We start from the raw sequence: 26,147 nt of genomic DNA on the forward strand, positions 1-26,147 counted from the left end.
CGGATATTCCGTCAACTCAAACGCGAACATTCCATCTGGGCGGATATGCAGGGAGAGTGAATATGAACGAATCCATCCGCGAGCTTTTGACCAAGGTCGGCGGGTTGCCGACGCCGGTGGCCGACATCACCGACGACGCCGATCTTTATAGCGCAGGACTGTCCTCCTTCGCCTCGGTGCAGCTTATGCTCGGCCTTGAAGACAAGTTCGATATCGAGTTTCCGGACCAGTACCTCAACCGCAAGTCTTTCGCGAGCATCAAGGCCATCGAACAGACGATCACCCAGATTCTCAAGGACAAAGAGGCTGCATAATGAATGCCGGGGCGGGAAACAGTCTTTCAGAGCGCGCAGGCCGCGTTGCGGCCATAGCGGGTAAATTTTCCGATAGCGTCGATAAGGAAGGCCGCTTCCCGCGCGAAGCAATCGATGCGATGAAAGCGGAAGGTCTGCTTGGCATTCAGGTGCCGAGCGAACTAGGCGGCGAGAGCGCAGAGATAGACCAGATTGCAGAATTGTGCTGCATTCTTGGTCAGTCCTGCGCGTCGAGCGCCATGATCTTCGCCATGCATCACATCAAGCTTTCAAGCCTTGTGGAACACGGACAGACGGTCGAATGGCACCGGGACTTCATGCGCAGGGTCGCGAAGGATCAGCTGCTGCTCGCTTCGGCTACGACCGAAGGCGGCATTGGCGGTGATCTGCGCAACTCGATCTGCGCTGTTGAGGTTGAAGGCGATATCTGCCGCCTGGAAAAGAATGCCACGGTCATTTCCTATGGCTCTCACGCAGATGCCATTCTGATCACATCGCGCTCACACAAAGACGCCGCATCGTCGGATCAGGTGATGACCGTGTTCCTGAAAGACCAGTACACGCTCGAAAAGACCCATGACTGGGATACGCTCGGCATGCGTGGCACCTGTTCCGAAGGGTTCGTATTCCGTGGCGAAGCCGACAAGGTGCAGATCCTGCCGCATCCTTTCGCTGAAATCGCAGCGCAGTCCATGCTGGCCCAGTCGCATACGCTGTGGAGCTCGCTCTGGTATGGCATCGCCGTCGATGCGGTCAACCGGGCGCAAGCATTTGTGCGCGCCGCCGCAAAGCGCAATCCGGGTGCGCCGCAGCCGGGTGCCTTGCGCGTCGCCGAAGCATCCAACATGCTTCAGATGCTGAAGTCCGAAATCGTCGCCTGCCTCAAGACCTATCGTGAAGCGAAACACGATCCGGACAAGCTGGCTTCCATGGGCTTTGCGATCGCGATGAACAATCTCAAGATTGCCGCTTCGCAGACGATCTTGCAGATCATCAATCACGCCATGCTGGTCTGCGGCATCATGGGCTACAAGAATGGTACGCCCTTCAGCCTCGGACGCCATCTGCGCGACGCGCATTCCGCGCAGCTGATGATTTCAAACGAGCGCATCCTCGGCAATACGGCCACCATGCTGCTCATTCACAAACAGAACACCAGCCTTTTGGGATAATCGCCATGGATGCTCAGAGATCATTTCTCGACCGGCTCTTCGATTCCGGTCTCCTGATCGACACCGGCGTCGAAGGTCTTTACGGACGCTCCGGCCAGTTTGAGGATGTGATTGTCGCCTTCGAGCGGCTGGTTGACCGTACCGGAGGCAATGACGGCGCCGAAGCAATCCGCTTCCCGCCCGGCATGAACCGCGCTTTTTTCGAACAAAGCGGCTATATGAAGAGCTTTCCGCAACTGGCTGGCACCGTGCACAGCTTCTGCGGCTGCGAACTCGATCATATCAACCTCATCAAATGCATGGATGAGGGCAAGGACTGGACGCTGGAGCAGAAAGCGACCGACATCGTGCTGACGCCTGCGGCCTGCTATCCGCTCTATCCAACCATTGCCAGGCGCGGGCCGCTGCCGCAGGGCGGCGGGCTTTACGACCTGCAATCCTATTGCTTCCGCCACGAGCCATCGGTGGACCCTGCCCGCCAGCAGCTTTTCCGCATGCGCGAATATGTGCGTATGGGCACCGAAGCCGACGTAATGGCGTTCCGCCAGTTATGGATCGACCGCGGCACGGAAATGATGAAGAAGGTTGGACTGCCGGTTGAAATCGACGTCGCCAACGATCCGTTCTTCGGACGCGCGGGCAAGATGCTGGTCAACAACCAGCGCGACCAGAACCTGAAGTTCGAGCTGCTGATCCCCATCACCAGCGTCGAAAAGCCGACCGCCTGCATGAGCTTCAACTATCATCAGGACCAGTTCGGCTTGAAATGGGGCCTCTCGCTCGATGACGGTGCCGTGGCTCATACGGCCTGTGTCGGCTTCGGGCTGGAACGTATCGCGCTGGCGCTCTTCCACCATCATGGCCTGAACGTCGAGGACTGGCCCGAAAACACACGCAAGACACTGTGGGGCTAAGCGCGGCTATGCAGGCTGTCTTTCCGAACATCGCGCCCGACCGTTATACGCCGCACGCTTTGCATGCCCAGACGCGTATCTGGCCGGAAACCAACTGCTATGTCGATCTCTGGATCGAAGTGCTGGCAACATTGGGTGTCGCTCCGGAAGCCATGCTCGGCTTCACGCTGACGCAGGATTTCGAGGGCGACCAGTTCACTTTCTTCAAGGTGCCGCTGGAAGATCTTGAAGCCCTTTACGGCGTGCGGGCCACGGAGCTTGCAATCTTCGATCATGTGGAAAGCCATGTCGCCGAGCAGATCGCGCGCGGACGCCTCTGCATGGTCGAAATGGACAGCTACTTCATGCCTGATACGCATGGCGTCAGCTACCGCACCGAGCACGGCAAGACCACCATCGCCATCAACCGCATGGATGTTGAAAACCGTCAGCTCGATTATTTCCACAATGGCGGTTTCTACCATCTCGAAGGCGCGGATTTCGATGGCGTCTTTCAGCGCCATCCGACGGAAACCGACCTGCCCTTTCTGCCCTATACGGAATTCGCCAAGTTCCCGAAGAACGTGCCGGATGAAGGACATCAACGACGCGTCGCTGAAATCCTTCTGCCGCGCCACTTCGCACGCAGGCCGAAAGAAAACCCGGTCCGCGCGTTTGCCAGCGTCTTTCCCGCTCAGGTGGAAGCAATCGCGGAACGTCCGTTCGGCTTCTTCCATAAATATGCGTTCAACACGCTGCGCCAGCTTGGCGCCAATTTTGAACTGGCCGCCAGCCATCTTGAGTGGCTCGGGCAAGGCAAGCGGTTCGCAACAGCCTCGGCGGATGCGTTGCAGATTGCAGAAACGGCAAAGGCCGTTCAGTTCCAGCTTGCCCGCGCCGTCATGCGCAAGAAGTTCGACGCATTGGCCGGAACGCTTCTACCCGCGGCAGATGCCTGGGATCGGCTGATGACAGCGCTTGCAACGGAACTCAATCGCGATGCGGCTTGAACCCAGTCCTTCGAGCCGCCCGCTCTCGACCGGCTGGCGGCTCGTTCTCACTGCCCCTGACGCGGCAAAAACGCCGCATGATGCGAAGTCCGGTGGGGCGATCAATGACGCGCCGGTGCCCGGCACGGTGGCGGAAGCTTTGGAAATCTCCAGACGCTTTGACCGAAAAAGTCCTGTACCACTGGACGATCAGGATGCTTGGTATTTCCTCGACCTTGAAGATAAACCCGGTCCTGCAACACTGCATTTTGGCGGGCTTGCCACCATCTGCGATGTCTTTTTCAACGGCGAATTGCTGTTGCAGACCGACAGCATGTTTCTCAGCCATGATCTGCCCGTTGCGCTGACCGGCAAGGACGAGATTGCTCTGTGTTTTCGTGCGCTCGAACCTCGTCTCAATCAAAAGGGCCCGAGGGCTCGCTGGCGCACGCAACTGATGAATACACAGGGCCTTCGCCTTATCCGCACGACCGCGCTTGGTTACATGCCGGGCTGGTGCCCGGAAGTGCATGCCCTAGGCCCATGGCGTCCCGTCACGATCAGCCGCCCCGATGCTGAAACCATATCGGACATAGCCATCCGGGCAAGGCTTGGCGAAACCGGCGAAGGCGAACTTCAGGTTGATTTTACCTATAGCGGTAAAGCCGGTACGCTCGTCCTCAATTGCGCGGGGCAACAGGCGATTTGCGAACGAGGAGCCGGCGGTCATTGGACGGCAAGGCTAGCGCTTCCCGATGTTGAGCCGTGGTGGCCCCACACGCATGGCAATCCTGCACTTCATGATGTTGAACTTTCTCTCGACGGAGAAATCCGATCGCTCGGACGCACCGGCTTCCGCCGCATTGAGGTCGATCGCGGACCGGACGGCAAGGGATTTGCGCTGAAGATCAATGGCGAGAAAATCTTCTGTCGCGGCGCAGTATGGAGTTCGTCCGATATTGTCCGCCTGCCCGGCACGCGCGACGATTACGAACCATGGCTGAAGCTCGCACAGGAAGCGGGCATGAACATGCTGCGGCTGAGTGGCATCACCACATACGAGACACCAGATTTCTACACGCTTTGCGACGAGCTGGGCATCATGGTCTGGCAGGACTTCATGTTCGCCAACTTCGATTACCCGGTGAAGGACGAGGCATTTGTCGAGAAAGTGCGGGCCGAAGCCTCTCAGCTTCTCGCTGCCGTGCGCCATGCTCCATCGCTGACCGTCCTTTGCGGCGGCAGCGAAATCTATCAGCAGGGCGCGATGATGGGCTTGCCGGAAGCAACATGGAAAGGTCCGCTTACCGAGGAAATCCTGCCCGGTATCGCCAGCGAGCTTTGCCCGAATATTCCCTATGTGCCGAATTCACCCTGCGATGGCGCCCTTCCCTTCATCAGCAATGAAGGCGTCAGCCATTATTACGGCGTCAGCGCCTATTGCCGTCCGCTGGAAGATGCGCGGCGGGCCGAGGTGCGCTTTGCGACCGAATGCCTCGCCTTCTCCAACGTGCCGGAAGCACGCACGCTGAAAACCCATCTCGATGTACCGCCGGTCCACGATCCCCGCTGGAAAGCACGCGTACCCCGCGACCGTGGTGTATCCTGGGATTTCGAGGATGTGCGGGATAGCTATCTGGAGATGTTATACGGTTACGATCCAGCGCGGCTGCGGCGCGAGGATGTGGAACAATATCTCCATCTGTCCCGCGCTGTCACTGCGGAAGTGATGGAAACGACGTTTGCCGAATGGAGACGACCGGGAAGCACCTGTTTCGGTGCGCTGGCCTGGATGTTTCAGGACCTTCTGCCCGGTGCCGGGTGGGGCATGATCGATGCGACCGGCGAACCCAAGCCATCGTGGTATGGGCTAAAGCGCGCCTTCCGTCCACAGCAGCTTGCCTTCACCGACGAAGGTGTCAACGGTCTCGCGATTCATATTCTGAACGAGCAGACAGAAATCACTGATCTTACGCTTGAATTAGCGTGCCTGCGTGCCGGCTCGCAACCGGTGGTTTCTGGCCGCCGCGATGTTTCGATTGCCGGCCGTTCAGCAATTACCATCCCGGCAACTGATCTGTTCGGCGCGTTCTTCGATGTCACCTATGCCTATCGTTTCGGCCCGCCAGCGCATGACGTGACGGTCGCACGATTGAAGCATAATGATATTACCATCGCCGAGGCGTTTCACTTTCCGCTCGGACGGACAAAGGCCTTTCACGACGCCGCCATCGAAGCCGTAACTGTGGAAGAGAACGGGAACTGGTTCCTTGATCTCAAAACACCAGTTCTGGCCCAGTCCGTCAGCATCGATGCGGGCGACTGGCGCGCAGCCGAAAACTGGTTTCACCTTGCCCCCTACGAAACGAAACGCGTCACACTTATCCCGCGCAAGGAAACACCGGAAAAGCCATCCGGGGAAATTCGCATCGCCGGTTCGTCGCGGATCGTCTGGTTCTGATTACTTCAGGGCCAGAGAGCGGATCGCGTCGATATAGACTTCGCGCGAATGCTCCGGCGTCAAATTATGATCGGCATCGGGAATGATGGCGACCGACACATTGTCGAACCCTGGAACGCCAGTGCCCCCCTGATCGAAATAGAAATTGAAATGTTCGCGTCCGGGGTCCTTTTCGGCATAGATGAGCGCCAGCGGAACCTCACGCTGTTTCAGCTCTCCAAAAGCCGAGTAGACCGCCCGGCCTTCCTCAGTGTGACGGCGCAAAAACTTGCGTGCCAGACCGCGAATACGCCCCGCTACGCCGCGCGTAAGGTTACGCAGGATGGCGCGGATATCCAGTTCGCCGCGGAACAGGCGCTGGAATGTTTCGGCGCGGAACGCTCGGCTTCCATAATCCTCCAGCGTGCGATTGCCTTCACGAACGGCATCATCGACAGAGCGTCCCGGCGCCCAGTAGAACGTGACCGGATTGACGAGTACCGCGCCGGAAATGCGTTCGTCCTTGACGGCGCTATGGAAGCCGAGAAATGCACCGCTACACCGCCCCGCGACAACGGGACGGCCCCAGCCAAGGGCGTCAAGATAGTCGAGGGCTTCGGCAACATCGGCCTCCGGCCCATGCGTGTAGAGCACCTGCTCCGGCATATCGGGGTTGGGCGGACTGTCGCCAGCATTGGCAATATCGAAGCGCAGGGACGCAACGCCCTCTCGCGCGAGCTTGCGCGCCATATCGACGGTCGTGCGTCCCCATCCGACGCGCCGGTCGTAGGATGACGAAAGGAACAGGACCGTCCTGCCTTGCCGCTCGCCCAAAGGTGCGCAGAGAACACCTGAAAGGCGGTTTTCAAAGCCGAAAGAAACAGGTGTTTCGACAAAACCATCGCCCGCCAACGTGCCGCCAAGGGCGTCTTCATCCGGCGTGTTCAGTGCAGGCGCGGAACCTGCAAGACCGGCCACCCAGTCGACCAGCCGTTCCGCCACCTCCAGCGGCAGGCGCGAGATGACGGGGTTGGAAATCAGCTTGTCGTAATCGTCGAAAGACTCGACCGTCACATCGCTGCCAAGCTTTGCCAGATGCGCCGCCAATTCGGCATCGTTGGGGCGATCCGCCCGCGCCAGCAACAGGCACCGTTGCGCAGGTTTTGCCTCCAGCGCCAGAAGATTGATCTTCTTCACATCGTCGGCTACTTCGGGCTGCATCGTCAGGGAGGCGATGGAAACGCTGTTCTTGATCCTTTGCTCGTCCGTAAGCCCGAGATCGGCATCGACCATGCTCGACCAGACTGCCAGTTCCCGCGTGTAGAACCGCCCGGAGATAACCGGTGCCAGAAGCGCCAGGGCCGCAACGCCGTCGATCTGCGATGCCGTTTCGGCAGCCACGGCTCCTCCGAGGCTTTGCCCGATAATAACGACACGGCTTGCCCCTGACAGGGCACGCGCTTTTCGGGCCGCCTCTGCGAGCGTATTGCGCCAGAGTTCCAGACCTTTGGAAAAATCGATGTCGTCGCGGCCGTCGCCAGTACCCGGCCAGTCGAAACGGAAGGAAGCTACGCCCCGCGCTGAAAGCCTGTCGGCTATGATGCGCCAGAACTTCCGCGTCGTGCAGAGTTCCTCCAGCCCCCAGGGGCTTGCAAACAAGACGACCGTATCCAGAGCTTCACCAATGGGCCGCTGATAAAGCCCGAGCGTATCGCTGAAGACGAGAGGGCTGGCGGCAGACCGGATGGTATTTGCCGATTGCCTGAAGGATGTTGCGTTTTCCACCCTGTCATCCATGCCCGATGCATCCCCAATCTCAGAAGTACCCTCTGCAATAATGGAAATCGTGCCCGGCACAAGGATTTATCGCACTGATTGAAAAAACATAACCCTGCCGCACGTCGAGCGCGGCAGGGTTGCAACAGGTGAAGCTGAGTAAAATCGCTCCTAGAAATGAGAAAGATCAGGCCGCAGGCTTGGTCTTTTCGCCTTCCAGCAGTTTCTCGTGGCGCAGCAGCATGCCGTAGAGATCGCGCGGCTCGTCGGGGTCTGCAAGCAGGTCCAGCTTCTCATAGAGGCCGGTATCCTTCAGCTTGTCGCGCACATAGCGCAAGGCAGAAAAATCTTCCGTGGCGAAACCGACGGAGTCGAACAGCGTGATCTGGCGGACATCCTTGCGACCCGTGATCTTGCCGGTGATGACTTCCCAAAGCTCATTGACCGGATAATCTTCCGGCAATTGCTGGATTTCGCCTTCGATGCGGGTCTGCGGCGGATATTCGACAAAAATGTCGGAACGGCGCAGAATATCGCCGTGCAGTTCCGTCTTGCCAGGGCAGTCGCCGCCAACCGCGTTGATATGCACGCCAGCGCCGACCATATTGTCGGTCAGGATCGTCGCATTGGCCTTGTCCGCAGTGACAGTGGTGATGATATCCGCGCCTTCGACGGCCTCTTCAACCGTCTTGCAGGCAACGATGTCGAAACCGGCGCCCCGCAGGTTGCGCATGCACTTGGCAGTTGCTTCCGGATCGAGATCGTAAAGACGCAGCTTGTCGACACCCAGGATAGCCTTGAAAGCCAGAGCCTGGAATTCACTCTGCGCACCATTGCCAATGATGGCCATCGTGCGGGAGTTCTCACGCGCCAGATGCTTTGCAGCAACCGCCGAAGTCGCTGCGGTACGCAATGCGGTCAGGATGGTCATTTCGGTCAGCAGCATCGGATAGCCGCTGCCCACATCGGCCAGAACGCCGAAGGCCGTGACGGTCTGGAGACCTTCACGCGTGTTTTTCGGATGGCCGTTCACATATTTGAAGCCGTAAAGCGTACCATCGCTCGTCGGCATCAGCTCAATCACGCCTTCCTTCGAGTGCGACGCCACACGTGGCGTCTTGTCGAAGTTTTCCCAGCGACGGAAATCTTCTTCGACATAATCGGCAAGCTCCTTGAGGAAGGTTTCCACGCCGACGGACAGCACCAGCTTCATCATATGGTCGACGCTGACGAAGGGAACGATATTGAGGTTGGGTTGGGTCATCATTGCTCCTTGAGCATTCTTTAGTAACTGATCGTCGGGCGGTCCATGACACTGCGGCCAAGCAGGCTCGCCATCAGGTCCACCATGACGGTGGCGGTACGTCCGCGTTCATCGAGAAAGGGATTGAGTTCGACGAGATCGAGGCTCGTCACCAGCCCGCTGTCGTGCAGCATCTCCATGATGAGATGCGCTTCGCGGAAAGTCGCGCCGCCCGGGACCGTGGTGCCGACAGCAGGCGCGATGGACGGGTCGAGGAAATCGACATCGAGACTGACATGAAGAAGGCCGTCTTCAGCTTTCACGCGCTCAAGGAAGCGGCGTAGCAAGGCCGCAACGCCATGCTCATCGATCAGGCGCATATCATAGACGGCGACTTCGGTTTGCTTGATTGCTTCCCGTTCCGCCGGATCGACGCTGCGGATGCCGAGCATGCAGACGTTTTTTGGATCGACCGGCGCGGCGAGCTTCGGGAAATAACCTTCAAAGCCCTTCTGGCCGGTGTAATACGCAACAGGCGTGCCGTGCAGATTGCCGCTGGTTGTCGTTTCCAGCGTATGGAAATCCGTGTGAGCATCGAGCCAGAGCACGAACTGCTTGCGTCCCTTTTCAGCGGCACGGCGCGCAATTCCCGGAACTGTGCCGGCGGCAAGAAGGTGATCGCCGCCGAGAAAGATCGGGAAACCGTCCGCGCTTTCGCGATAGGCCGCTTCGCTGATTGCCTCGATCCAGGCAACGGCATGGGGCAGAGCCTTGATTGCAGGGTTCGGATGCTCCAGCGGGCGCTGGACAGCCGGGGCGAGATTGCCGAGATCGGTAAACTCGTGGCCAAGTTCCTCGATGGCCGAGGCAATGCCTGCAGCACGGTAGGAATCAGGACCCATATTGCAGCCCACGCGGCCAGTGCCTTCCTGAACGGGCAGTCCCAGAATCTTGCAATGCATAAATTGGAGTCCTTCTGAATATCCAGATCAAGATTCACCATTTACGCTTGGCGATGTGAAGCAACCGGATTGGCAATTTTATCGGTTTGGTTTATCAGAATGTCGGTTTGGCTTTTCAAAATGGAGAAAGCATGGACGATCTGGATGAAAAGCTGATTACGCTATTGCGCCACAACGGGCGACGCAGCATTTCGGATATTGCTATCGATCTCGGTGTTTCGCGGGCAACGGTGCGGGCTCGCATGGAGCGGCTGGAAAATTCCGGTGATATTCTCGGTTATACGGTCATCCTGCGCTCGGATGCGGTCGATCTGCCGGTACGCGGCATCATGATGATCGAAATCGAAGGGCATGTCGCCGACCGCGTGGTCAAAGCGCTTGGCGGCTTTTCAGAGATATCGGCGATCCATACCACCAATGGCCGCTTCGATCTTGTGGTGGAACTTGGCGCTGCGACGCTCACCGATTTCGACGCCGTGCTGCGCCGCATCAGGCTGGTGCCGGGTATCAAGGCCAGCGAAACCAATCTGCTGCTGGCAACGCCGCGCTCGACACGAGCAAGGCTCTGATAACAAAAACCCGGCATTTAGCCGGGTTTTGTCTTCGCATGATCAGGCAAGCACGGGATAATCCGTATACCCCTTGGCCCCACCGCCATACATATGCTGCTGGTCGAGTTCGTTCAGCGGCGCATTGTCCTTCAAACGACGCACAAGGTCCGGATTGGCAATGAAGGGCTTGCCGAAAGCCACGACGTCCGCGCGGCCGCTTTCGACCTCCTCTTCGGCAAGCGCACGGTCATAACCGTTGTTGACCATCCACGCAGCCTTGCCGCCCGCATCGCGATAGACCTGCTTGAGACGCGCATAATCGAAAGGCTGCGGCCCCTGCTGAAAATCGCGCGGACCGCCCGTCGCACCTTCGATGATATGGATATAGGCCAGGCCATAATCCGCCAGTTTCTCGACCACATAATCGAACAGCGGCTGCGGATCAGGATCGGATGCATCATTGGCTGGCGTCACGGGCGAAAGTCGGATACCTACTTTGCCTGCACCGGCCGCCTTCGTCACGGCGTCGACGACTTCAAACAGGAAACGGGCGCGATTTTCGATCGAGCCGCCATACTCATCGGTACGGTGATTGCTGCCCGAACGCAGGAACTGGTCGATCAGATAGCCGTTGGCGGCGTGGATTTCCACGCCATCGAAACCCGCGACCTCGACGGCATCCTTGGCAGCCTTGCCGTAGGTGGCGACGATTTCCGGCAGTTCGCTCTTGTCCAGTGCCCGCGGCTCGGATGTTGGCACGAATGCGCCCGTGCCGTCGGGCTGAACCAGATAGGTCTTGGACTTTGCCGTGATCGCGGAAGGCGCGACCGGCTGGCCACCATTCGGCTGCAAGGTGGTATGTGAAATGCGGCCCACATGCCACATCTGAACGACGATTTTGCCCCCTGCGCTGTGCACGGCATCGGTCACGCGCTTCCAGCCCGCGAGCTGTTCGGCCGAATAGAGGCCCGGAACATCGGCGTAGCCCTGTCCCTGATGGCTGATCGGCGTTGCCTCCGTGACGATGAGGCCCGCACTTGCGCGCTGTTCGTAATAGGTAACGTTCAGATCGTTGGGCACGGCGCGCGGCGAGCGATTGCGCGTCAAAGGCGCCATGACAATGCGGTTTGCGAGCTTGAGATCGCCTATGGTAACGGGATCGAACAATGAGGCCATGGATACATTTCCTTCAAATGGGAAAGATTGGGCAAGTGGGAAAGAGCGGTTTCAGGATGGATTAAAGATCGGAAAGGGCTTTGACGAAGGCGGCTATCGCCTCCTCGTCGCGCTTGTAGAAGGTCCACTGCCCGACGCGCTGGGGCGTAATCAGCCCCGCCTTTGTCAGCACGGACAAATGAGCGGAAACGGACGACTGCGAGAGCCCGCACCGTTCGAACTGGCCCGCGCACACGCCCATCTCCAGAGGCATGTGCTGGCCGGAGAAATGATTCTCCGGCTCCTTGAGCCAGCTCAAAATGTCGAGACGCACAGGATTGGCGAGCGCCTTCAATATCTCGTCCAGGGGTATAGGCTGAACATCCGACATTGCAGTCACCTCGCTGATCTTCCGATGCGTATCGTCATTTCCCGATATAAGTATTGCTAAAATCCGATTTAAAAAGATGCCGGCAGTTCACATCGCCGTGAACGAGAATACGGACGCCTTTCCTGTGGAACATCCATACTGCCTTGATTGCGCCGAACCGGCATCCGACTATGTTCCCCGTGACGATCAAGAAATGGGACCTACATGGCGGATATTACCAAGCGCATTGCCGGGATCATCGCGGCGGAAATCAACGCAAAGCCGGATCAGGCGCTCGCCGCCATCGGCCTGCTGGACGAAGGCGCGACGGTGCCTTTCGTTGCACGCTACCGTAAGGAAGTCACCGGCGGCCTTGATGACACGCAGTTGCGCCAGCTTTCAGAACGCCTCGCCTACCTGCGCGAACTGGAAGCCCGACGCACGTCGATCCTGGAATCGATTGGCGGCCAGGGAAAGCTGACACCCGAGCTGGAATTGAAGATTGCGGGCGTCCAGACAAAAGCCGAACTGGAAGATCTTTATCTCCCCTATAAGCCGAAGCGGCGCACCAAGGCGGAAATCGCCCGTGAGCGCGGCCTTGGACCTTTGGCCGAAGCAATTCTTGCCGACCGCAAGCTTGTGCCTGCCGAAATTGCGGCCCAATACATCACCGCCGATGTTGCCGATGTGAAGGCTGCACTTGATGGCGCGCGCGACATCATTGCCGAAGGCTTTGCCGAAAACGCCGAACTGATCGGCAATTTGCGCAACTATCTCAAGGAACGTGCAGTTCTCCGCTCCCGCGTTGTCGATGGCAAAGAGGCAGCTGGCGCGAAGTTCTCCGATTATTTCGATCATTCCGAACGCTGGGCAAATGTTGCAGGCCACCGGGCGTTGGCCATGCTGCGCGGGCGCAATGAGGATTTCCTGTCGCTCGACATTGAAATCGATGCCGACGACACCTCGCCTGTAAAGCCGGTCGAACGCAAGATTGCCGCCGCATACAATATCGGTGCGACGCTTCCCGGCGACCGCTGGCTGATGGAAGTCGCGGGCTGGGCATGGCGCGTGAAACTTTCGCTGTCGCTGTCGCTCGACCTGATGCGCGACCTGCGCGAGCGCGCCGAAGAAGAAGCTATCAACGTCTTCGCCCGTAATCTCAAGGATCTGTTGCTTGCAGCCCCTGCCGGTTCTCGCGCGACGATGGGTCTCGATCCCGGCATTCGCACGGGCGTGAAGGTCGCGGTGGTCGATGGCACCGGCAAGCTGCTCGACACCACGACTGTCTATCCCTTCCCGCCAAAGAATGACGTGCGCGGCACGCAGGCCGAACTTGCAAGTCTCGTCCGCAAGCACAAGATCGAGTTGATTGCCATCGGCAACGGAACGGGAAGCCGTGAAACCGAACGTCTTGTCGTGGATATGCTCTCGGACATGCCCGCCCCCAAGCCGCTCAAGGTCATCGTGTCGGAAGCAGGCGCGTCGGTCTATTCGGCGTCCGAAACAGCCGCCGCCGAATTTCCTCAACTTGATGTGTCGCTGCGCGGCGCTGTTTCCATCGCCCGCCGCCTGCAGGACCCTCTGGCCGAACTCGTCAAGATCGAGCCGAAATCCATCGGCGTTGGCCAATACCAGCACGACGTCGATCAATCCCGCCTGGCGCGTTCACTTGATGCGGTGGTGGAAGATGCCGTGAACGCTGTCGGCGTCGATCTCAACACGGCTTCCGCCTCGCTGCTGGCGCGTGTTTCGGGACTTGGAAAATCTCTCGCCGAAGCGATTGTTGCCCATCGCGATGAAGCAGGAGCCTTCAAAAACCGCAAGGAGCTTTTGAAAGTCGCCCGCCTCGGCAACCGCGCTTTTGAACAATGTGCGGGCTTCCTGCGCATTCCCAACGGCACGGAGCCGCTCGATGCCTCCTCCGTTCACCCCGAAGCCTACGGCGTTGCCAAGAAGATCGTCGCCGCCTGCGGTCGCGATGTGCGCAGCCTCATGGGCGACAGCGCGGCGCTTAAGAGCCTTGATCCGCGCCTTTTTGTCGATGAACGCTTCGGTCTGCCAACTGTGCGTGACATCATTGCCGAGCTTGACAAGCCGGGCCGCGATCCGCGACCGGAATTCAAGACAGCGACCTTTGCCGACGGCATTGACGATATCAAGGACCTGAAGCCCGGCATGATGCTGGAAGGAACCGTGACCAATGTTGCGGCCTTCGGTGCATTCGTCGACATCGGCGTGCATCAGGACGGCCTCGTCCATGTCTCGCAACTGGCCGACCGTTTCGTCAAAGACCCGCATGAAGTGGTCAAGGCTGGCGATGTGGTGAAGGTGCGCGTGACGGAAGTGGACGTGCCCCGCAAGCGCATCGGCCTCACGATGCGCAAGGATGGTGGCGAAGCTCCTGCCCCGCGTGGTCCTGCAAGCCGCGACCAGCGGCCCGCTAAAAACTTCACGCAACAACGCAAACAGGAACAACCATCGACCGGCGGTTTCGGCGCTGCCTTGCTGGAAGCGATGAAGAAGAAATAGGCAAAAAGGGCGGTCTCAAAGCCGCCCTGTTCACATTCAGATCTTATTGCCGATTGGAAAGCCGGTTGAGACTTTTCTCACCGGCATATCATCGGTGGGAATGATCCAGCCACCGCGAATGGCGACGCGAACTTCATCGCCTTCTTCCAGCCGCACGGGATCACGCACCTCAAAATGCAGGTGAGTATCCGGCTTCGCAATTGGGGATGCCTCGATCCGCGATCCGCCGCCGCGATAGACGGAGCGCTTGACGCGAACCGGAATGCCACCGGTTTCGGTCAATGCCAGGTCCTCTGCTCGAACGCAGAGCTGCGCATTGGCGCGCGGCATTTCGGTGCCCGAACACCGTACCTGCGCGCGGCTGCCAAGCACCAGCGCTTCACAATGTCCCGCTTGCGCAAAAGACACCACCTCGGCAGGCAGAACCATGCCGTGAGCGATGAAAGACGCAACCATTTCGCTGGCGGGTTCCTCGTAAAGCTTTCGCGGCGTGTCGAACTGCTGAAGCCTTCCGTGATCCAGCACCGCGATGCGGTCAGCCAGGGCCATGGCTTCCGCCTGATCATGGGTGATATAGATGATCGTCGTGCCGGTGCGCTTATGAAAGGCGGCGAACTCGTCTTCCATCGAGGCGCGCAGATGCACATCGAGATTGGCGAGCGGCTCATCGAACAGCACCAGCGAAGGTGCGGCCACCAGACAGCGGGCAAGCGCCACGCGCTGCCGCTGACCGCCCGAAAGATTGGCCGGGCGGCGATCGCCGAAACCTTCAAGATCGACCAGCGCCAAAGCTTCCTTCACCCGGCGCTCGCGCTCGACCTTCGCTACCTTGGCCACCCGCAGACTGTAGCCGACATTCTCCGCTACAGTCATATGCGGCCAGAGCGCATAGTTCTGGAAGACGATACCGACCTGACGTTTCTCAGGCGGCACGCTACCGTCAACATGGGAAACACGCGTTTCGCCAATGTGAATTTCCCCACCATCGACGTCTTCAAAGCCTGCAATCATCCTCAGAAGCGTGGTCTTGCCGCAACCGGACGGGCCGAGAATGGCGACGAATTCACCGTCCTTCACGTCGAGAGACACTTCAGACAGGGCCTGAAACTCATTGAAGGTCTTGGAAACCTGATCAATTTTCAGTCGTGCCATGGCAGCACTCCATTTGGAAGACGCCGCGCAAACAGATTTGTTGCAAGCATCAGCATGAATGTCACCGCAACAGCCAGTATGGATATGGCCGCAGCATAGGCGGAATCGCCCGCCTGTTCGAAAGAAAACATCACCACACCCAGCGTTTCCGATCCCGACGCCCACAGAAGCGCCGAAACCGTAAGCTCGCAGAACGCGGTCATGAAAATGAGCACTCCACCCGCAAGCGTTGCCGGTGCGACAAGGGGAAATATAATCGTGCGCAGCCGATAGAAAAGCCCCGCGCCCGCAACGCGTGCCGCTTCCTCCATCGCACGGTCGATCTGATGCAACCCGGCGACTGTCGGACGCAGAGCCAACACAAAGAAGCGTGCGAGATAGGCAAACAGGATGATCCAGAGCGTGTTGTAAAGACTGACGCCAACAACCGGCAGCGGTTTCAGAAACAGAAGCAGACAGGCGATCGCCAGCACGACGCCTGGCAGAGCATATGGCATTTCGGCTGCAAAATTGAGCACCGGCGTCCAGCGACGCTTGCGCCATGCCAGCATATAGGCAAGCGGAACTGCGATCAGCACTGCAAAGAACGCCGCCGCCAGCGACAGACCGACACTGTTGCGGAAAGCCCGCGCAGCACCTGCATGTTCAAGCAGCACAAAGCGGAAATTCTCGATTGTCGCCGTGGCAAACGTAAGCGGCACACCATAGGCCGGAACCAGAGCAGAAAGCGTGAGGCCGATCAGCGGCAGGAACAGGACGACGACAATCAGCAGCCATGCGGCGGCTTCCGCTGGCAAACGCCAGCGGCCGAGCGAAAATGGGGCGGCAGGCAGAGATGTCGAAACAATGCGGAAATCGCGTCTGCGGGACGCATATTCCTGCGCGGCAATGCCAGCCATGGCGATCAGCCCGATCAGGACAGAAAGCACCGCAACGCTGGACAATACCGCCGGCCCACCGCCCGCAAGGCGCTGATAGATCAGCGTTGGCAAAACCAGATAGTTCGACGGAATGCCGAGAAATGCCGGGATGCCAAAATTGCCTACACAGGAAACGAAGGCCAATGCCGCAGCACCGATGATTGATGGCGTCATCAGCGGCAGAATGATGCTGCGCAGCACGGTCCATCTGCTCGCACCCGCGCTCAAACCGGCTTCGACCAGTTCGCGCGGCAGCTTGCGCAGGCCCGCCCGCACGATCAGGAAAACCAGTGGGCCATATTGAACACCGAGCAGAAAGATAATGCCCCAGACGGAATAGAGCGGATTGCGGCTGCCAAGCGGCGGTGCCATGCCGAGGAGTTTCAGAAACTGGCTTGACGGCCCGAAAAGCTGGAGCCATGCCAGCGCGGTCACCTGGGGTGCGATCAAAAGTGGTGTCACATAAAGAAGAACGAAGACATTGCGGCCGCGCATATTTGTCAGCCCGACGAGCAGTGCCGCGACAATACCGAACACCAGCGCCAGCAAAGTACCGCCGATACCGATCTGCAACGAATGCCATGTGGCGACCCAGGTGGACTGGCTGCCAAGTGTTTCCACCAGCGCCGATGTCGAAAGCTGTCCCTGCGGCGCGACCAGTTCGACCAGCAGCCTGCCCATCGGCAGAAGCGACAGAACCGCCACGATCAATGTTACGCCAGCAATCAGGGCCGCATCGCGGCCCTGAAGGTCTTTCATGATGCGCATCGAGATGCCTTATCCGCCGAACAGCTCGGAGAACTGCTTCTTGTCCGCATCAGTCTGATCGAGAACCTTCTGAGTGTCGATAGACATGATGTTGATCTTGGTGCCTTCCGGCAGCCATGCAGGGCGGCCAACGCCTTCCTTGGCAGGCAGATAACCCTGCTCCAGCGCCAGCTTCTGGCCGTCATCCGACAGGATGAAGTCCACGAACTTCTTGGCGCCATCGACATTCTTGGCGGTTGTCATGATTGCGACCGGCTCGGTCACGGCTGGCACGCCTTCCGACGGGAACACGAACTCGACCGGTGAGCCCTTGGCCTGGGCGTTCAGCGCCATGAAATCGACCAGGATGCCGTAAGGCTTCTCACCGCTGGCAACAGACTTCAGCACAGCGCCATTGCCTTTGACGCTTGCCAGTTCATTGGCCTTCAGGTTCTTGAAGTAATCCCAGCCCAGATCCTTGTTGAGCGCAAAACCGCTCAAGAGATAGGCCGCAGCGCCGGAATAAAGCGGGCTCGGCATGACAACCTGGCCCTTGTAGTCTGCCTTGGCGAGATCGGCCCAATGTTCAGGCTTCTGCGCGGCACCCGTATTATAGGCGATGCCCGTGGTGATCAGCTTGGAGCCGAAATAGGTCTTGTCGGCGTCATAGCTATCTGCGGCAAAGCCGTCGACTTTGGCTTCCGGATATGCGAGCAGCCGCTTGTCCTTCTTGAGGCCTTCCATCGTCACCGCATCGGCAATAAGAAGAACGTCGGGCTGCGGTGCGCCAGCCGCAAATTCGGCAGCAAGCTTGGTGAGGAGTTCGCTCGTGCCCGAGCGGAAAATCTGCACATCCGTATCGGGATTGGCCTTGCGGAAAGCCTCAACTGTCTTGGTCGCATCTGCTTCCGGCTGCGACGTATAAAGCGTCAACGTATCGGCCTGCGCTACGGCGATGGAGAGAGCAAGAAGCGCAGGTACGACAGCAGCCCGCTTCAGCATCTTGTTCATGGGATTCGCTCCTCGAATTTCTGTATAATGTTCGCCAGCATGACCGGCGATGCCGGTGCGATCCTGACGCGTGCGAAGTGATAGCGCGCAGATACTGCCATGGCGATAGGCACGATCATTTCCATTCATGGTGCACCTGTCAAACATCCTGCAACGTGAAACCGGAAAAGCAAAAGCCTTCCGGCGGAATCATATCCAGCGGAAGGCTTGTAAGGCATTGAGGCATTTGCCGAACAGCCATCCGTTTCTCCAAGCATGGAGAAGATGCGGATGGCATTAGAGGAATTGCACTGCGGTTTTATGACAGCCGCAAACCTTATCCCCGGTGAACCGGTCGGCAGATCAGATGACGATCTCGGCTACATGTGCAATCTGTGCGCCGGCCTCGTAATAGGCTTCGCGCAGACCACGGAAATTCTGCTCCTTCGGATCGCTGACCGGCAGCGGCAGATCGTCTTCCTTGATCTCGCCTGAAACGAGTTGCGAAAGCAGTTTCCCGAAGACAGTTCCCGGCGCGATGCCACGGCCATTATAACCGGAGAACCCAACCACATTGCGCGCAAGGCGATGGAATTTGGGCAGACTGTCATCGGTCATGCCGATCTTGCCATACCATTCGGCTTCGAACTCGACTTCGCCGATCTGCGGGAACAGTCGCTTCAACGACTTCTTCGCCCATGCCTTGTGCACGGCAGCACCCGTATTGCGCAGCGCCCCTACGCTGCCAAACACCAGGCGGCCCTGCTGGTCAAAACGGAAGGACGAAAGCACTTCCTTCGTGTCCCATACGCCCTGACGTTCCGGCAGAATGCTTTTCTTGAGATTATCCGACAGTGGCTTCGTCGCCATGTTGAAATATGGAAGGTGAACCAGTTCTGCGCGCACTTCCGCCCAAGGCGCATTGGTATAGGCATTCGTCGCCACGACCACCCAATTGGCCGTGACCGAACCCTTGGCGGTCTTGACGACCCATTTGCCATTCTTTTCCTCAGCGCCGGTCACGGGACTTCCGGTAAAGATGGTCGCGCCAGCGGCAACGGCGGCATGGGCAAGCCCGCGCACATAGGCCAGCGGCTGGATCGTACCGGCGCGCAGGTCGAGCAGCGATCCGGCATAGGCTTTCGTGCCGACCTTGGCCTCGGTTTCTCTCGCATCAAGCAGCTTTACATTGGCGCCCCGACGCGCCCACTGCTCATAACGATCTTCAAGTTCTTTCAGGCCCTTTTTGCCGACAGCGCAATGAAGCGTACCTTGCTTCTCGACTTCGCAGGCAATCTTGTGTTTCTCGATAATCTCGAAAACCAGCTTCGGCGCATTGCCGAGAACATCGAGCAAACGGTCGCCATATTTCTGACCAAGCACGCCGGGCAGATCGTCCGGCATGACCCACATGCCCGCGTTCACCAGGCCGACATTGCGCCCCGAACCGCCGTAACCGATCTCGATACCTTCAAGAACGATGGCCCGCGTGCCTTTTTCGGCCAGATGCAGGGCCGTAGACAGGCCAGTGAACCCGCCGCCCACAATCACCACATCCGCAGTCAGATCACCTTGCAGCGCTGTGGTCTTGGGAGCGGCAGGAGCGGTCTTTTCCCAAAGACCATGTGAGCGCGGATCGTTCAGCATTGAGAGCAACCATTTCATACCGAGCATTTCCAGCAAAATTGTAAAGTGGTTTTGCGTTCGGAAATGCGTAAAAACAAACAGTTAGAGCGGCCCCCGGTCTTTTTATGATCGACCGCTCGCGTGGAATACGGGCACACTGCCCGGCTGTTTCTATTTCACGCCGCGAAAGCCGCTTGGACAGCGTTATTTGCGCAACAATTCATTCCGGTTTGGAATGAACCAGCATCGAATAGTCCGTATTTCCAACCTGCCCGGCAATCCACTGGCAGAACACCTGCGTCAGCGGGTTTTCCAGTTTTCCTTCCGGCACGACGAGATAGTATTCATTCTCGGTCCGCATCGGCTTCTCGAAAAGCATGACCAGTTCGCCGCTGCGCAATTCCTGCTCTATCAGATAGAGCGGCAGAAGCGCAAAACCCAGCCCGGCCAATGCGGCACCGATGACCATCGAGAACTGGTCGAAACGATGGCCGCGATAGGCCGACTGGCCTTCCACACCGCAGCTTTCAAACCACTGCGCCCACACTTTAGGGCGTGTCGCAAGATGCAACAGGGGCTCGTTTTCAAGCTCTGCCGGGGCAGCCGGATGACGTAGCTGCAACAGGCTGGGACTTGCGACCGGAACGATGACTTCGCTGCACAGGAAAGTGCAAGTAGCGTGGGCCCACACCGGCTGCCCGTAATGGATTGCGAGATCGAAAGGCTGTTCCTCGAAATCGAAAACGCCGGAACGCGACGCAACATTCAACGCGATACCCGGATGCTTCTCGACAAAATCAGGAATGCGGGGCATCAGCCAGCGCGTGCCGAATGTCGGCAGGGTCGCCACGCTGAAAGAAGACGTGGATTGCGCCGAAGCCATGGCGCGCAACATTGTATCCTCTGTCTGGTTCAGAAGACGCCGCACTTCCGGGAGGAATTTCCGACCGGCGTCGGACAGAAGAATGCGCTGGCGAATGCGCTCGAACAGCAGCACTCCGAGCTGGCTTTCGAGATCCTTGATCTGACGGCTGACAGCGCTCTGGGTGAGATTCAGTTCATGCGCAGCCTGGGTGAAACTGCCGTGGCGCGCAGCGCATTCAAAGGCTTGCAGCGTGGCGATGTCCGGGATCAGTCTTCTGCTCAGCTTCATTCCATTCTCGCATTAACATAGTTGCTTTCGTCGCAAGCATAACCGCAAAACGGTCTATATGATACATTTTCATCATAATCCATGCATGATCCTCCCAAACAAGACATGCACCACCCGAAGATGCCCCACTCGACGGAAATTTTCGCATGAAAGACCAGAAATTCGTTTCACCGGACGCCATTCGTTCTGCCTTCTCGGCCGCGATGTCTGCCATGTATAAGCAGGAAGTGCCTGCTTATGGCACATTGATGGAACTTGTTGCCGATGTGAACGCCAAGGTACTGGCCGATGACAGCCATCTGCATGAACGTCTGGCAGAAACGGATTCGCTTGAGCGCATCTCGGAAGAGCGCCACGGCGCAATCCGTCTCGGCACTGCTGCCGAGCTTTCCATGATGCGGCGTGTCTTCGCTGTCATGGGCATGTTCCCGGTCGGCTATTACGATCTGAGTGCCGCTGGCGTCCCGGTCCATTCGACCGCCTTCCGCCCGGTCGACGATGCTGCCCTGAAACACAATCCGTTCCGCGTCTTCACATCGCTTCTGCGCCTTGACCTCATCGCCGATGAAAAGCTGCGCGCTGAATCGGACGAAGTTCTGGCAAAGCGCAATATCTTCACCACTGGCGCCATTGCTCTCGTCGAAAAGGCTGAAGCCGAAGGCGGTCTCAACAACGACGACGCCAAAGCCTTCGTCGGTGAAGTGCTTGAAACCTTCCGCTGGCACGATCACGCCAATGTCAGTGCCGAGCTTTACCACCGCCTGCACGACGCCCATCGCCTGATCGCCGATGTCGTGTCGTTCAAGGGGCCGCACATCAACCATCTGACACCGCGCACGCTCGACATTGATGCCGTGCAGGCTCAGATGCCGGAACGCGGCATCAACCCGAAAGCAGTTGTCGAAGGCCCGCCCACCCGCAAGTGCCCGATCCTTCTGCGCCAGACCTCTTTCAAGGCGCTGGAAGAAGAAGTGTCTTTCGTCAATGCGGATGGCACCTGGACGCCGGGCTCGCATACCGCCCGTTTCGGTGAAATTGAACAACGCGGCGTGGCGCTCACGCCAAAGGGCCGCGCGCTTTACGACAAGCTGCTCAACGACACCCGCGCCGTTGCACGCCCGGCTCCTGATGGGTCGAATGCGGCTGAATATGTGAAGGCCCTGAGCGATACTTTCGCAGCCTTCCCGGATACATGGGCTGGCATCCGCGAAGCAGGCCTCGGCTACTTCGCCTATTCGGTCAAGGACGCTGCAAAGCTTGAAGCTTTCAAGCCGGGTACCGATATCGAGGTTCTGATTGAAGCAGGTGCAGTTCAGTTCGACCCGATCATCTATGAAGACTTCCTGCCGGTCAGTGCTGCCGGTATATTCCAGTCCAATCTGGGCGACGACGAAACACAGGAATTTGTTGAAAGCCCCAACCAGAAGCGTTTCGAGGATGATCTGGGCGCGAAAGTGCTTAATGAATTCGAGCACTACGCCCGCATCGAACGCGAATCCATCGAAGCCGTAAAGGCAGGCCTGAAAGGGCTCGAAGCGGCAGAATAAACGCATAACCCCGGAAAGTTGCAGACTTTTCGGACAGGATTATGCGCAAACAACTCATACAGAGAGGAAAGCCATGAACACCGCTGTAAGAAAAATCGACGTGAAGAAGGAAGCAGCCGATCTGCTTTCGAAACTGGGCGTGGATGCATCGGCCTATACCGGCGGTGACCTTGCCGGTTTCAGCCCTGTTTCGGGCGAACAGATTGCTGCGGTCAAGACCCACAGCAAGGAAGATGCGGTCAAGATCATCGACAAGGCCGATGAAGCCTTCCGTGCCTGGCGCAATGTTCCGGCGCCGAAGCGCGGTGAACTGATCCGCCTGCTCGGCGAAGAACTGCGTGCTTCCAAGGAAGACCTGGGCCGTCTCGTCTCGCTCGAAGCTGGCAAGATCCCTTCTGAAGGCCTTGGCGAAGTGCAGGAAATGATCGACATCTGCGATTTCGCAGTCGGTCTGTCCCGCCAGCTCTACGGCCTCACCATCGCAACCGAACGCGCTGGCCACCGCATGATGGAAACCTGGCATCCGCTCGGCGTTGTCGGCGTTATCTCTGCCTTCAACTTCCCCGTCGCCGTGTGGTCGTGGAACGCCGCTCTTGCAATCGTCTGCGGCAACTCGGTCGTCTGGAAGCCGTCTGAAAAGACCCTTCTGACCGCTCTTGCCTGCGATGCGATCTTCAAGCGCGCACTGAAGCGTTTTGGCGATGCCCCGGAAGGCATCTCGCAGCTTCTGCTCGGCAATCGTGAAATCGGTGAAGTTCTCGTCGACAGCCCGAAGGTTCCGGTTGTTTCGGCTACCGGCTCGACCCGCATGGGCCGCGAAGTCGGTCCGCGCCTTGCCAAGCGTTTTGCTCGCGCAATTCTCGAACTCGGCGGCAACAATGCCGGCATCGTCTGCCCGTCGGCCGATCTCGACATGGCGCTGCGCGCAATCGCATTTGGCGCAATGGGCACCGCTGGCCAGCGCTGCACCACGCTGCGTCGTCTCTTCGTGCATGAAAGCGTTTACGACGCTCTCGTCCCGCGTCTGCAGAAGGCATATGCCAGCGTCACCGTTGGTTCCCCGCTTGAAACCAGCGCTCTGGTTGGTCCGCTGATCGACAAGGTCGCTTTCGACAACATGCAGAAGGCGCTCAAGGAAGCGGCTGCTCACGGCGGCAAGGTACAGGGCGGCGAACGCGTCGATGCTGGCCATGAAAACGCTTACTATGTGCGTCCGGCCATTGTCGAAATGCCGAAGCAGGAAGGCCCGGTTCTCGAAGAAACCTTCGCCCCGATTCTCTACGTCATGAAGTACTCCGACTTTGACGACGTTCTGGCGAGCCACAATGCTGTCGGCGCAGGCCTGTCGTCGTCGATCTTCACGCTCAACCTGCAGGAAGCAGAGCGCTTCCTTTCGGCTGAAGGTTCGGATTGCGGCATCGCCAACGTCAACATCGGCACGTCTGGTGCGGAAATCGGCGGCGCATTCGGCGGCGAAAAGGAAACCGGCGGCGGTCGTGAATCGGGTTCGGACGCGTGGAAGGCCTATATGCGCCGCGCAACCAACACCATCAACTACTCGAAGGCTCTGCCGCTCGCACAGGGCGTTTCCTTCGACATCGACTGATCGGTTTTATTAAGGTCAAAATAAAACCCCGCTTCGGCGGGGTTTTTTCTTGGCGCGACGCATCGACCAGTTGAGATTTTTGCAGTGACGCGGCGAAAATGGCGCTTTCTCGAGAACCGGAGCGGAGTGAACTTTAAGGTACATGAGCACCGGAAGCGCAGAGAAGCGCCATTTGCAGACCGTCAGTGCGTAAATATCGACCGGTCGATCAGCCCATGCGTTCGGAAGCGAACGACCCGGGAGAAGCCGGGAAGACAACGGTGCGATTACCGTTGAGGAATGAGCGGTGATGGATATGTGCATGAACGGCGCGCGCGAGAACCTGCGCTTCCACATCACGGCCAATCGACACATAGTCGGCGGCGCTCTGCGCATGCGTGATACGCGCCACGTCCTGCTCGATGATCGGGCCTTCATCGAGATCTGCGGTGACATAATGCGCGGTCGCGCCAATCAGCTTCACGCCACGCTCATAGGCCTGCTTATAAGGGTTTGCCCCCTTGAATGACGGCAGGAAGGAGTGGTGGATATTGATGATCCGGCCCGACATCTTCTGGCAAAGCTGGTCGGACAGAACCTGCATGTAACGCGCCAGAACCACCAGCTCGGTGCCGGTGCCTTCAACAATATCCATCAGCCGCTGTTCAGCCTCCGGCTTGTTGGCCTTGGTAACGGCGATATGGTGGAACGGAATGTCGTGATTGACGACAACCTTCTGATAATCGAAATGGTTCGATACCACCCCGACAATATCGATCGGCAAGGCTCCGATCTTCCAGCGATACAGCAAATCGTTCAGGCAATGGCCGAAACGCGAAACCATGAGCAATGTCTTGGTACGATGCGCGTTGTCGTGGAACTCGAAATTCATGTCGAAAGGTGCGGCGACGGACGCAAAGCCTTCACGCAGGACATCAAGGGCTACGCCTTCCTCGGAGATGAAGCTGACGCGCATGAAAAAACGACCGGTGTCCAGATCGTCGAACTGGGCGCTATCGATGATGTTGCAACCCTTGCCGGCAAGATAACCCGAAATCGCAGCAACGATACCGCGGGTGGACTTGCAGGTGACGGTCAGGACAAAATTATGCATCGGACTTCCTCAAATTTTCAAAGGCGCAAGCCAAGGCAACCACATCGCGAACCTAATCCACGAAGCGGCCGCGGCCATGCCAGAATGCGTAATGCACTGACGGGATTGCGCTATCAAGCGACTTTGGAAGAAAGATTGTCCAATTTTGTTCCGAGCCGCATCCCGTGTTCCGGGATGCGGCCAGCTTCAAAGATGCGGGTTGCGGTTACGATAACGAGCAACCAGCGAACGGTTCACATCGCCGGAGCCCGGCATGTTGGCGCTGAGGTAAATCGGCGCGTCGCCCTCCCCTACAAGCCGTGCTGCCACATCGGCAAAAATGGCGTTGAGGATCGTGACGCCAAGCGCCGTCGAAACCGGTCCGACCTTCAATGCGCTGCCTTCCACTTCCAGCACGGCATCGCCCGCTGGCGCGTCATTGTCCAGAACGACATCGGCCAGCGAAAGCAACTGCGTGCGCCCCTTGGCGATGGCGTTGGAATAGGTGACGGAGGTGACCGCAATAACGGCAGCCCCCTTTTCACGCGCAAAGCGAGCGGCCTCGATGGGGGCGGCGTTCACGCCGGAATTCGACACGACGATCAGCACGTCGCCGTCGCGAATGCCATAGCGTTCGAGAATCGGCAGCACCGCCCCTTCGATCCGCTCGAAATGCGAGCTTGCCACTGCGCCATCCTGCAGCATGATCGCGCCGCAAAGGATCGGCACGGTGATCGCCAGTCCGCCCGCGCGATAATGCAGTTCTTCCGCCATCATATGCGAATGGCCGGTGCCGAACACATAGACCCGGCGATCCGACTTGGCTGCAGCGGCAATGAGCTCAGCGGCCTTAGCCATCGGATCGGCAAGACGATCCCGCAGACCGGAGAGCCGGGCGATCAGATCATCGAAATAACGATTGGTGATCTCGGTCATCGGT

The 26,147-nt window shown here is 58.5% G+C and carries 21 protein-coding genes; 9 read left to right on the forward strand and 12 right to left on the reverse strand.

Features of this window, described 5'->3' with window-relative positions; all coding sequences use genetic code 11:
- The first annotated feature begins 62 nt into the window (after nt 1-62).
- The 5 genes from J9800_RS09760 to J9800_RS09780 are packed head-to-tail and all read left to right on the forward strand — an operon-like array spanning nt 63 to nt 5,829.
- Nucleotides 63-314 (forward strand): acyl carrier protein, encoded by a 252-nt coding sequence (locus J9800_RS09760; protein ID WP_112585650.1) that lies wholly within the window; start codon nt 63-65, stop codon nt 312-314.
- Nucleotides 314-1,486 carry an acyl-CoA dehydrogenase family protein gene (locus J9800_RS09765; protein WP_112585648.1) on the forward strand — a complete coding sequence of 391 codons (1,173 nt, stop codon included), beginning with the start codon at nt 314-316 and terminating at the stop codon, nt 1,484-1,486. Before J9800_RS09760 ends, J9800_RS09765 begins: the two co-directional genes overlap by 1 nt.
- 5 nt (nt 1,487-1,491) lie before the next feature.
- Nucleotides 1,492-2,400 carry an amino acid--[acyl-carrier-protein] ligase gene (locus tag J9800_RS09770; RefSeq protein ID WP_114216259.1) on the forward strand — a complete coding sequence of 303 codons (909 nt, stop codon included), beginning with the start codon at nt 1,492-1,494 and terminating at the stop codon, nt 2,398-2,400.
- A gap of 8 nt (nt 2,401-2,408) precedes the next feature.
- Nucleotides 2,409-3,389 carry a DUF1839 family protein gene (locus J9800_RS09775; RefSeq protein WP_114216258.1) on the forward strand — a complete coding sequence of 327 codons (981 nt, stop codon included), beginning with the start codon at nt 2,409-2,411 and terminating at the stop codon, nt 3,387-3,389.
- On the forward strand, nt 3,379-5,829 hold the full coding sequence (locus J9800_RS09780; RefSeq protein WP_114216257.1) for a glycoside hydrolase family 2 protein: 2,451 nt from the start codon (nt 3,379-3,381) through the stop codon (nt 5,827-5,829). Before J9800_RS09775 ends, J9800_RS09780 begins: the two co-directional genes overlap by 11 nt.
- On the opposite strand, the gene J9800_RS09785 is transcribed toward J9800_RS09780, so the two are convergent.
- From J9800_RS09785 to rocF, 3 genes are all read right to left on the reverse strand, one after another.
- Nucleotides 5,830-7,605, reverse strand: a complete 1,776-nt coding sequence (locus tag J9800_RS09785; protein WP_114216256.1) for an alpha/beta hydrolase — start codon at nt 7,603-7,605, stop codon at nt 5,830-5,832. It lies immediately after the preceding gene.
- Nucleotides 7,606-7,771: 166 nt separating this feature from the next.
- Nucleotides 7,772-8,848, reverse strand: coding sequence for an ornithine cyclodeaminase (ocd, locus tag J9800_RS09790; RefSeq protein WP_112585638.1), 1,077 nt, complete (start codon nt 8,846-8,848; stop codon nt 7,772-7,774).
- A gap of 20 nt (nt 8,849-8,868) precedes the next feature.
- Nucleotides 8,869-9,789, reverse strand: coding sequence for an arginase (gene rocF, locus J9800_RS09795; protein WP_114216255.1), 921 nt, complete (start codon nt 9,787-9,789; stop codon nt 8,869-8,871).
- Between the two features lie 131 nt (nt 9,790-9,920).
- On the opposite strand from rocF, the gene J9800_RS09800 reads away from it, so the two are divergent.
- Complete coding sequence (locus J9800_RS09800) at nt 9,921-10,358, forward strand: Lrp/AsnC family transcriptional regulator (protein ID WP_112585634.1); 438 nt, start codon at nt 9,921-9,923, stop codon at nt 10,356-10,358.
- A 42-nt stretch (nt 10,359-10,400) separates the two neighbouring features.
- Here the strand turns inward: J9800_RS09800 and J9800_RS09805 are convergent, their stop codons facing one another.
- Nucleotides 10,401-11,516 (reverse strand): alkene reductase, encoded by a 1,116-nt coding sequence (locus J9800_RS09805; protein ID WP_114216254.1) that lies wholly within the window; start codon nt 11,514-11,516, stop codon nt 10,401-10,403.
- 61 nt (nt 11,517-11,577) lie between these two features.
- Nucleotides 11,578-11,886 (reverse strand): ArsR/SmtB family transcription factor, encoded by a 309-nt coding sequence (locus J9800_RS09810; RefSeq protein WP_114216253.1) that lies wholly within the window; start codon nt 11,884-11,886, stop codon nt 11,578-11,580.
- Nucleotides 11,887-12,090: 204 nt separating this feature from the next.
- Here J9800_RS09810 and J9800_RS09815 point away from each other — a divergent pair, with 204 nt between their 5' ends.
- Nucleotides 12,091-14,394 (forward strand): Tex family protein, encoded by a 2,304-nt coding sequence (locus tag J9800_RS09815; RefSeq protein WP_114216252.1) that lies wholly within the window; start codon nt 12,091-12,093, stop codon nt 14,392-14,394.
- A gap of 36 nt (nt 14,395-14,430) precedes the next feature.
- Here the strand turns inward: J9800_RS09815 and J9800_RS09820 are convergent, their stop codons facing one another.
- From J9800_RS09820 to J9800_RS09840, 5 genes are all read right to left on the reverse strand, one after another.
- A complete protein-coding gene (locus J9800_RS09820) occupies nt 14,431-15,546 on the reverse strand; it encodes an ABC transporter ATP-binding protein (RefSeq protein ID WP_114216251.1) in 1,116 nt (371 codons plus the stop codon).
- Nucleotides 15,534-17,234 carry an ABC transporter permease gene (locus tag J9800_RS09825; protein WP_114216250.1) on the reverse strand — a complete coding sequence of 567 codons (1,701 nt, stop codon included), beginning with the start codon at nt 17,232-17,234 and terminating at the stop codon, nt 15,534-15,536. Before J9800_RS09825 ends, J9800_RS09820 begins: the two co-directional genes overlap by 13 nt.
- Before the next feature lie 9 nt (nt 17,235-17,243).
- Nucleotides 17,244-18,224 (reverse strand): ABC transporter substrate-binding protein, encoded by a 981-nt coding sequence (locus J9800_RS09830; RefSeq protein WP_114216384.1) that lies wholly within the window; start codon nt 18,222-18,224, stop codon nt 17,244-17,246.
- A gap of 342 nt (nt 18,225-18,566) precedes the next feature.
- Nucleotides 18,567-19,850, reverse strand: a complete 1,284-nt coding sequence (locus J9800_RS09835) for an NAD(P)/FAD-dependent oxidoreductase (protein WP_114216383.1) — start codon at nt 19,848-19,850, stop codon at nt 18,567-18,569.
- A gap of 199 nt (nt 19,851-20,049) precedes the next feature.
- Nucleotides 20,050-20,982, reverse strand: a complete 933-nt coding sequence (locus J9800_RS09840) for a LysR family transcriptional regulator (protein ID WP_112585620.1) — start codon at nt 20,980-20,982, stop codon at nt 20,050-20,052.
- Between the two features lie 146 nt (nt 20,983-21,128).
- Here J9800_RS09840 and hglS point away from each other — a divergent pair, with 146 nt between their 5' ends.
- Nucleotides 21,129-22,529: a 2-oxoadipate dioxygenase/decarboxylase HglS gene (gene hglS / locus J9800_RS09845; protein WP_114216249.1), complete on the forward strand. Its 1,401-nt coding sequence runs from the start codon at nt 21,129-21,131 to the stop codon at nt 22,527-22,529.
- Nucleotides 22,530-22,602: 73 nt separating this feature from the next.
- A complete protein-coding gene (amaB, locus tag J9800_RS09850) occupies nt 22,603-24,135 on the forward strand; it encodes an L-piperidine-6-carboxylate dehydrogenase (RefSeq protein WP_114216248.1) in 1,533 nt (510 codons plus the stop codon).
- A gap of 208 nt (nt 24,136-24,343) precedes the next feature.
- On the opposite strand, the gene purU is transcribed toward amaB, so the two are convergent.
- Both purU and J9800_RS09860 read right to left on the reverse strand, forming a co-directional pair.
- Nucleotides 24,344-25,228, reverse strand: a complete 885-nt coding sequence (purU, locus tag J9800_RS09855) for a formyltetrahydrofolate deformylase (RefSeq protein ID WP_112585614.1) — start codon at nt 25,226-25,228, stop codon at nt 24,344-24,346.
- 186 nt (nt 25,229-25,414) lie between these two features.
- A complete protein-coding gene (locus J9800_RS09860; RefSeq protein WP_112585612.1) occupies nt 25,415-26,143 on the reverse strand; it encodes an SIS domain-containing protein in 729 nt (242 codons plus the stop codon).
- Nucleotides 26,144-26,147 lie beyond the last annotated feature (4 nt).

The sequence above is a fragment of the Ochrobactrum sp. AP1BH01-1 genome, assembly GCF_018066705.1.
Taxonomy (GTDB): Bacteria; Pseudomonadota; Alphaproteobacteria; order Rhizobiales; family Rhizobiaceae; genus Brucella.

Coding starts and splice junctions, on each gene's coding strand:
- J9800_RS09760 (WP_112585650.1), top strand. CDS start 63: ATGAACGAATCCATCCGCGAGCTTTTGACCAAGGTCGGCGGGTTGCCG.
- J9800_RS09840 (WP_112585620.1), bottom strand. CDS start 20,982: ATGAAGCTGAGCAGAAGACTGATCCCGGACATCGCCACGCTGCAAGCC.
- ocd (WP_112585638.1), bottom strand. CDS start 8,848: ATGACCCAACCCAACCTCAATATCGTTCCCTTCGTCAGCGTCGACCAT.
- J9800_RS09815 (WP_114216252.1), top strand. CDS start 12,091: ATGGCGGATATTACCAAGCGCATTGCCGGGATCATCGCGGCGGAAATC.
- J9800_RS09835 (WP_114216383.1), bottom strand. CDS start 19,850: ATGCTGAACGATCCGCGCTCACATGGTCTTTGGGAAAAGACCGCTCCT.
- J9800_RS09860 (WP_112585612.1), bottom strand. CDS start 26,143: ATGACCGAGATCACCAATCGTTATTTCGATGATCTGATCGCCCGGCTC.
- J9800_RS09785 (WP_114216256.1), bottom strand. CDS start 7,605: ATGGATGACAGGGTGGAAAACGCAACATCCTTCAGGCAATCGGCAAAT.
- J9800_RS09820 (WP_114216251.1), bottom strand. CDS start 15,546: ATGGCACGACTGAAAATTGATCAGGTTTCCAAGACCTTCAATGAGTTT.
- J9800_RS09780 (WP_114216257.1), top strand. CDS start 3,379: ATGCGGCTTGAACCCAGTCCTTCGAGCCGCCCGCTCTCGACCGGCTGG.
- J9800_RS09805 (WP_114216254.1), bottom strand. CDS start 11,516: ATGGCCTCATTGTTCGATCCCGTTACCATAGGCGATCTCAAGCTCGCA.
- J9800_RS09825 (WP_114216250.1), bottom strand. CDS start 17,234: ATGCGCATCATGAAAGACCTTCAGGGCCGCGATGCGGCCCTGATTGCT.
- J9800_RS09770 (WP_114216259.1), top strand. CDS start 1,492: ATGGATGCTCAGAGATCATTTCTCGACCGGCTCTTCGATTCCGGTCTC.
- rocF (WP_114216255.1), bottom strand. CDS start 9,789: ATGCATTGCAAGATTCTGGGACTGCCCGTTCAGGAAGGCACTGGCCGC.
- purU (WP_112585614.1), bottom strand. CDS start 25,228: ATGCATAATTTTGTCCTGACCGTCACCTGCAAGTCCACCCGCGGTATC.
- J9800_RS09800 (WP_112585634.1), top strand. CDS start 9,921: ATGGACGATCTGGATGAAAAGCTGATTACGCTATTGCGCCACAACGGG.
- J9800_RS09765 (WP_112585648.1), top strand. CDS start 314: ATGAATGCCGGGGCGGGAAACAGTCTTTCAGAGCGCGCAGGCCGCGTT.
- J9800_RS09775 (WP_114216258.1), top strand. CDS start 2,409: ATGCAGGCTGTCTTTCCGAACATCGCGCCCGACCGTTATACGCCGCAC.
- J9800_RS09830 (WP_114216384.1), bottom strand. CDS start 18,224: ATGAACAAGATGCTGAAGCGGGCTGCTGTCGTACCTGCGCTTCTTGCT.
- hglS (WP_114216249.1), top strand. CDS start 21,129: ATGAAAGACCAGAAATTCGTTTCACCGGACGCCATTCGTTCTGCCTTC.
- amaB (WP_114216248.1), top strand. CDS start 22,603: ATGAACACCGCTGTAAGAAAAATCGACGTGAAGAAGGAAGCAGCCGAT.
- J9800_RS09810 (WP_114216253.1), bottom strand. CDS start 11,886: ATGTCGGATGTTCAGCCTATACCCCTGGACGAGATATTGAAGGCGCTC.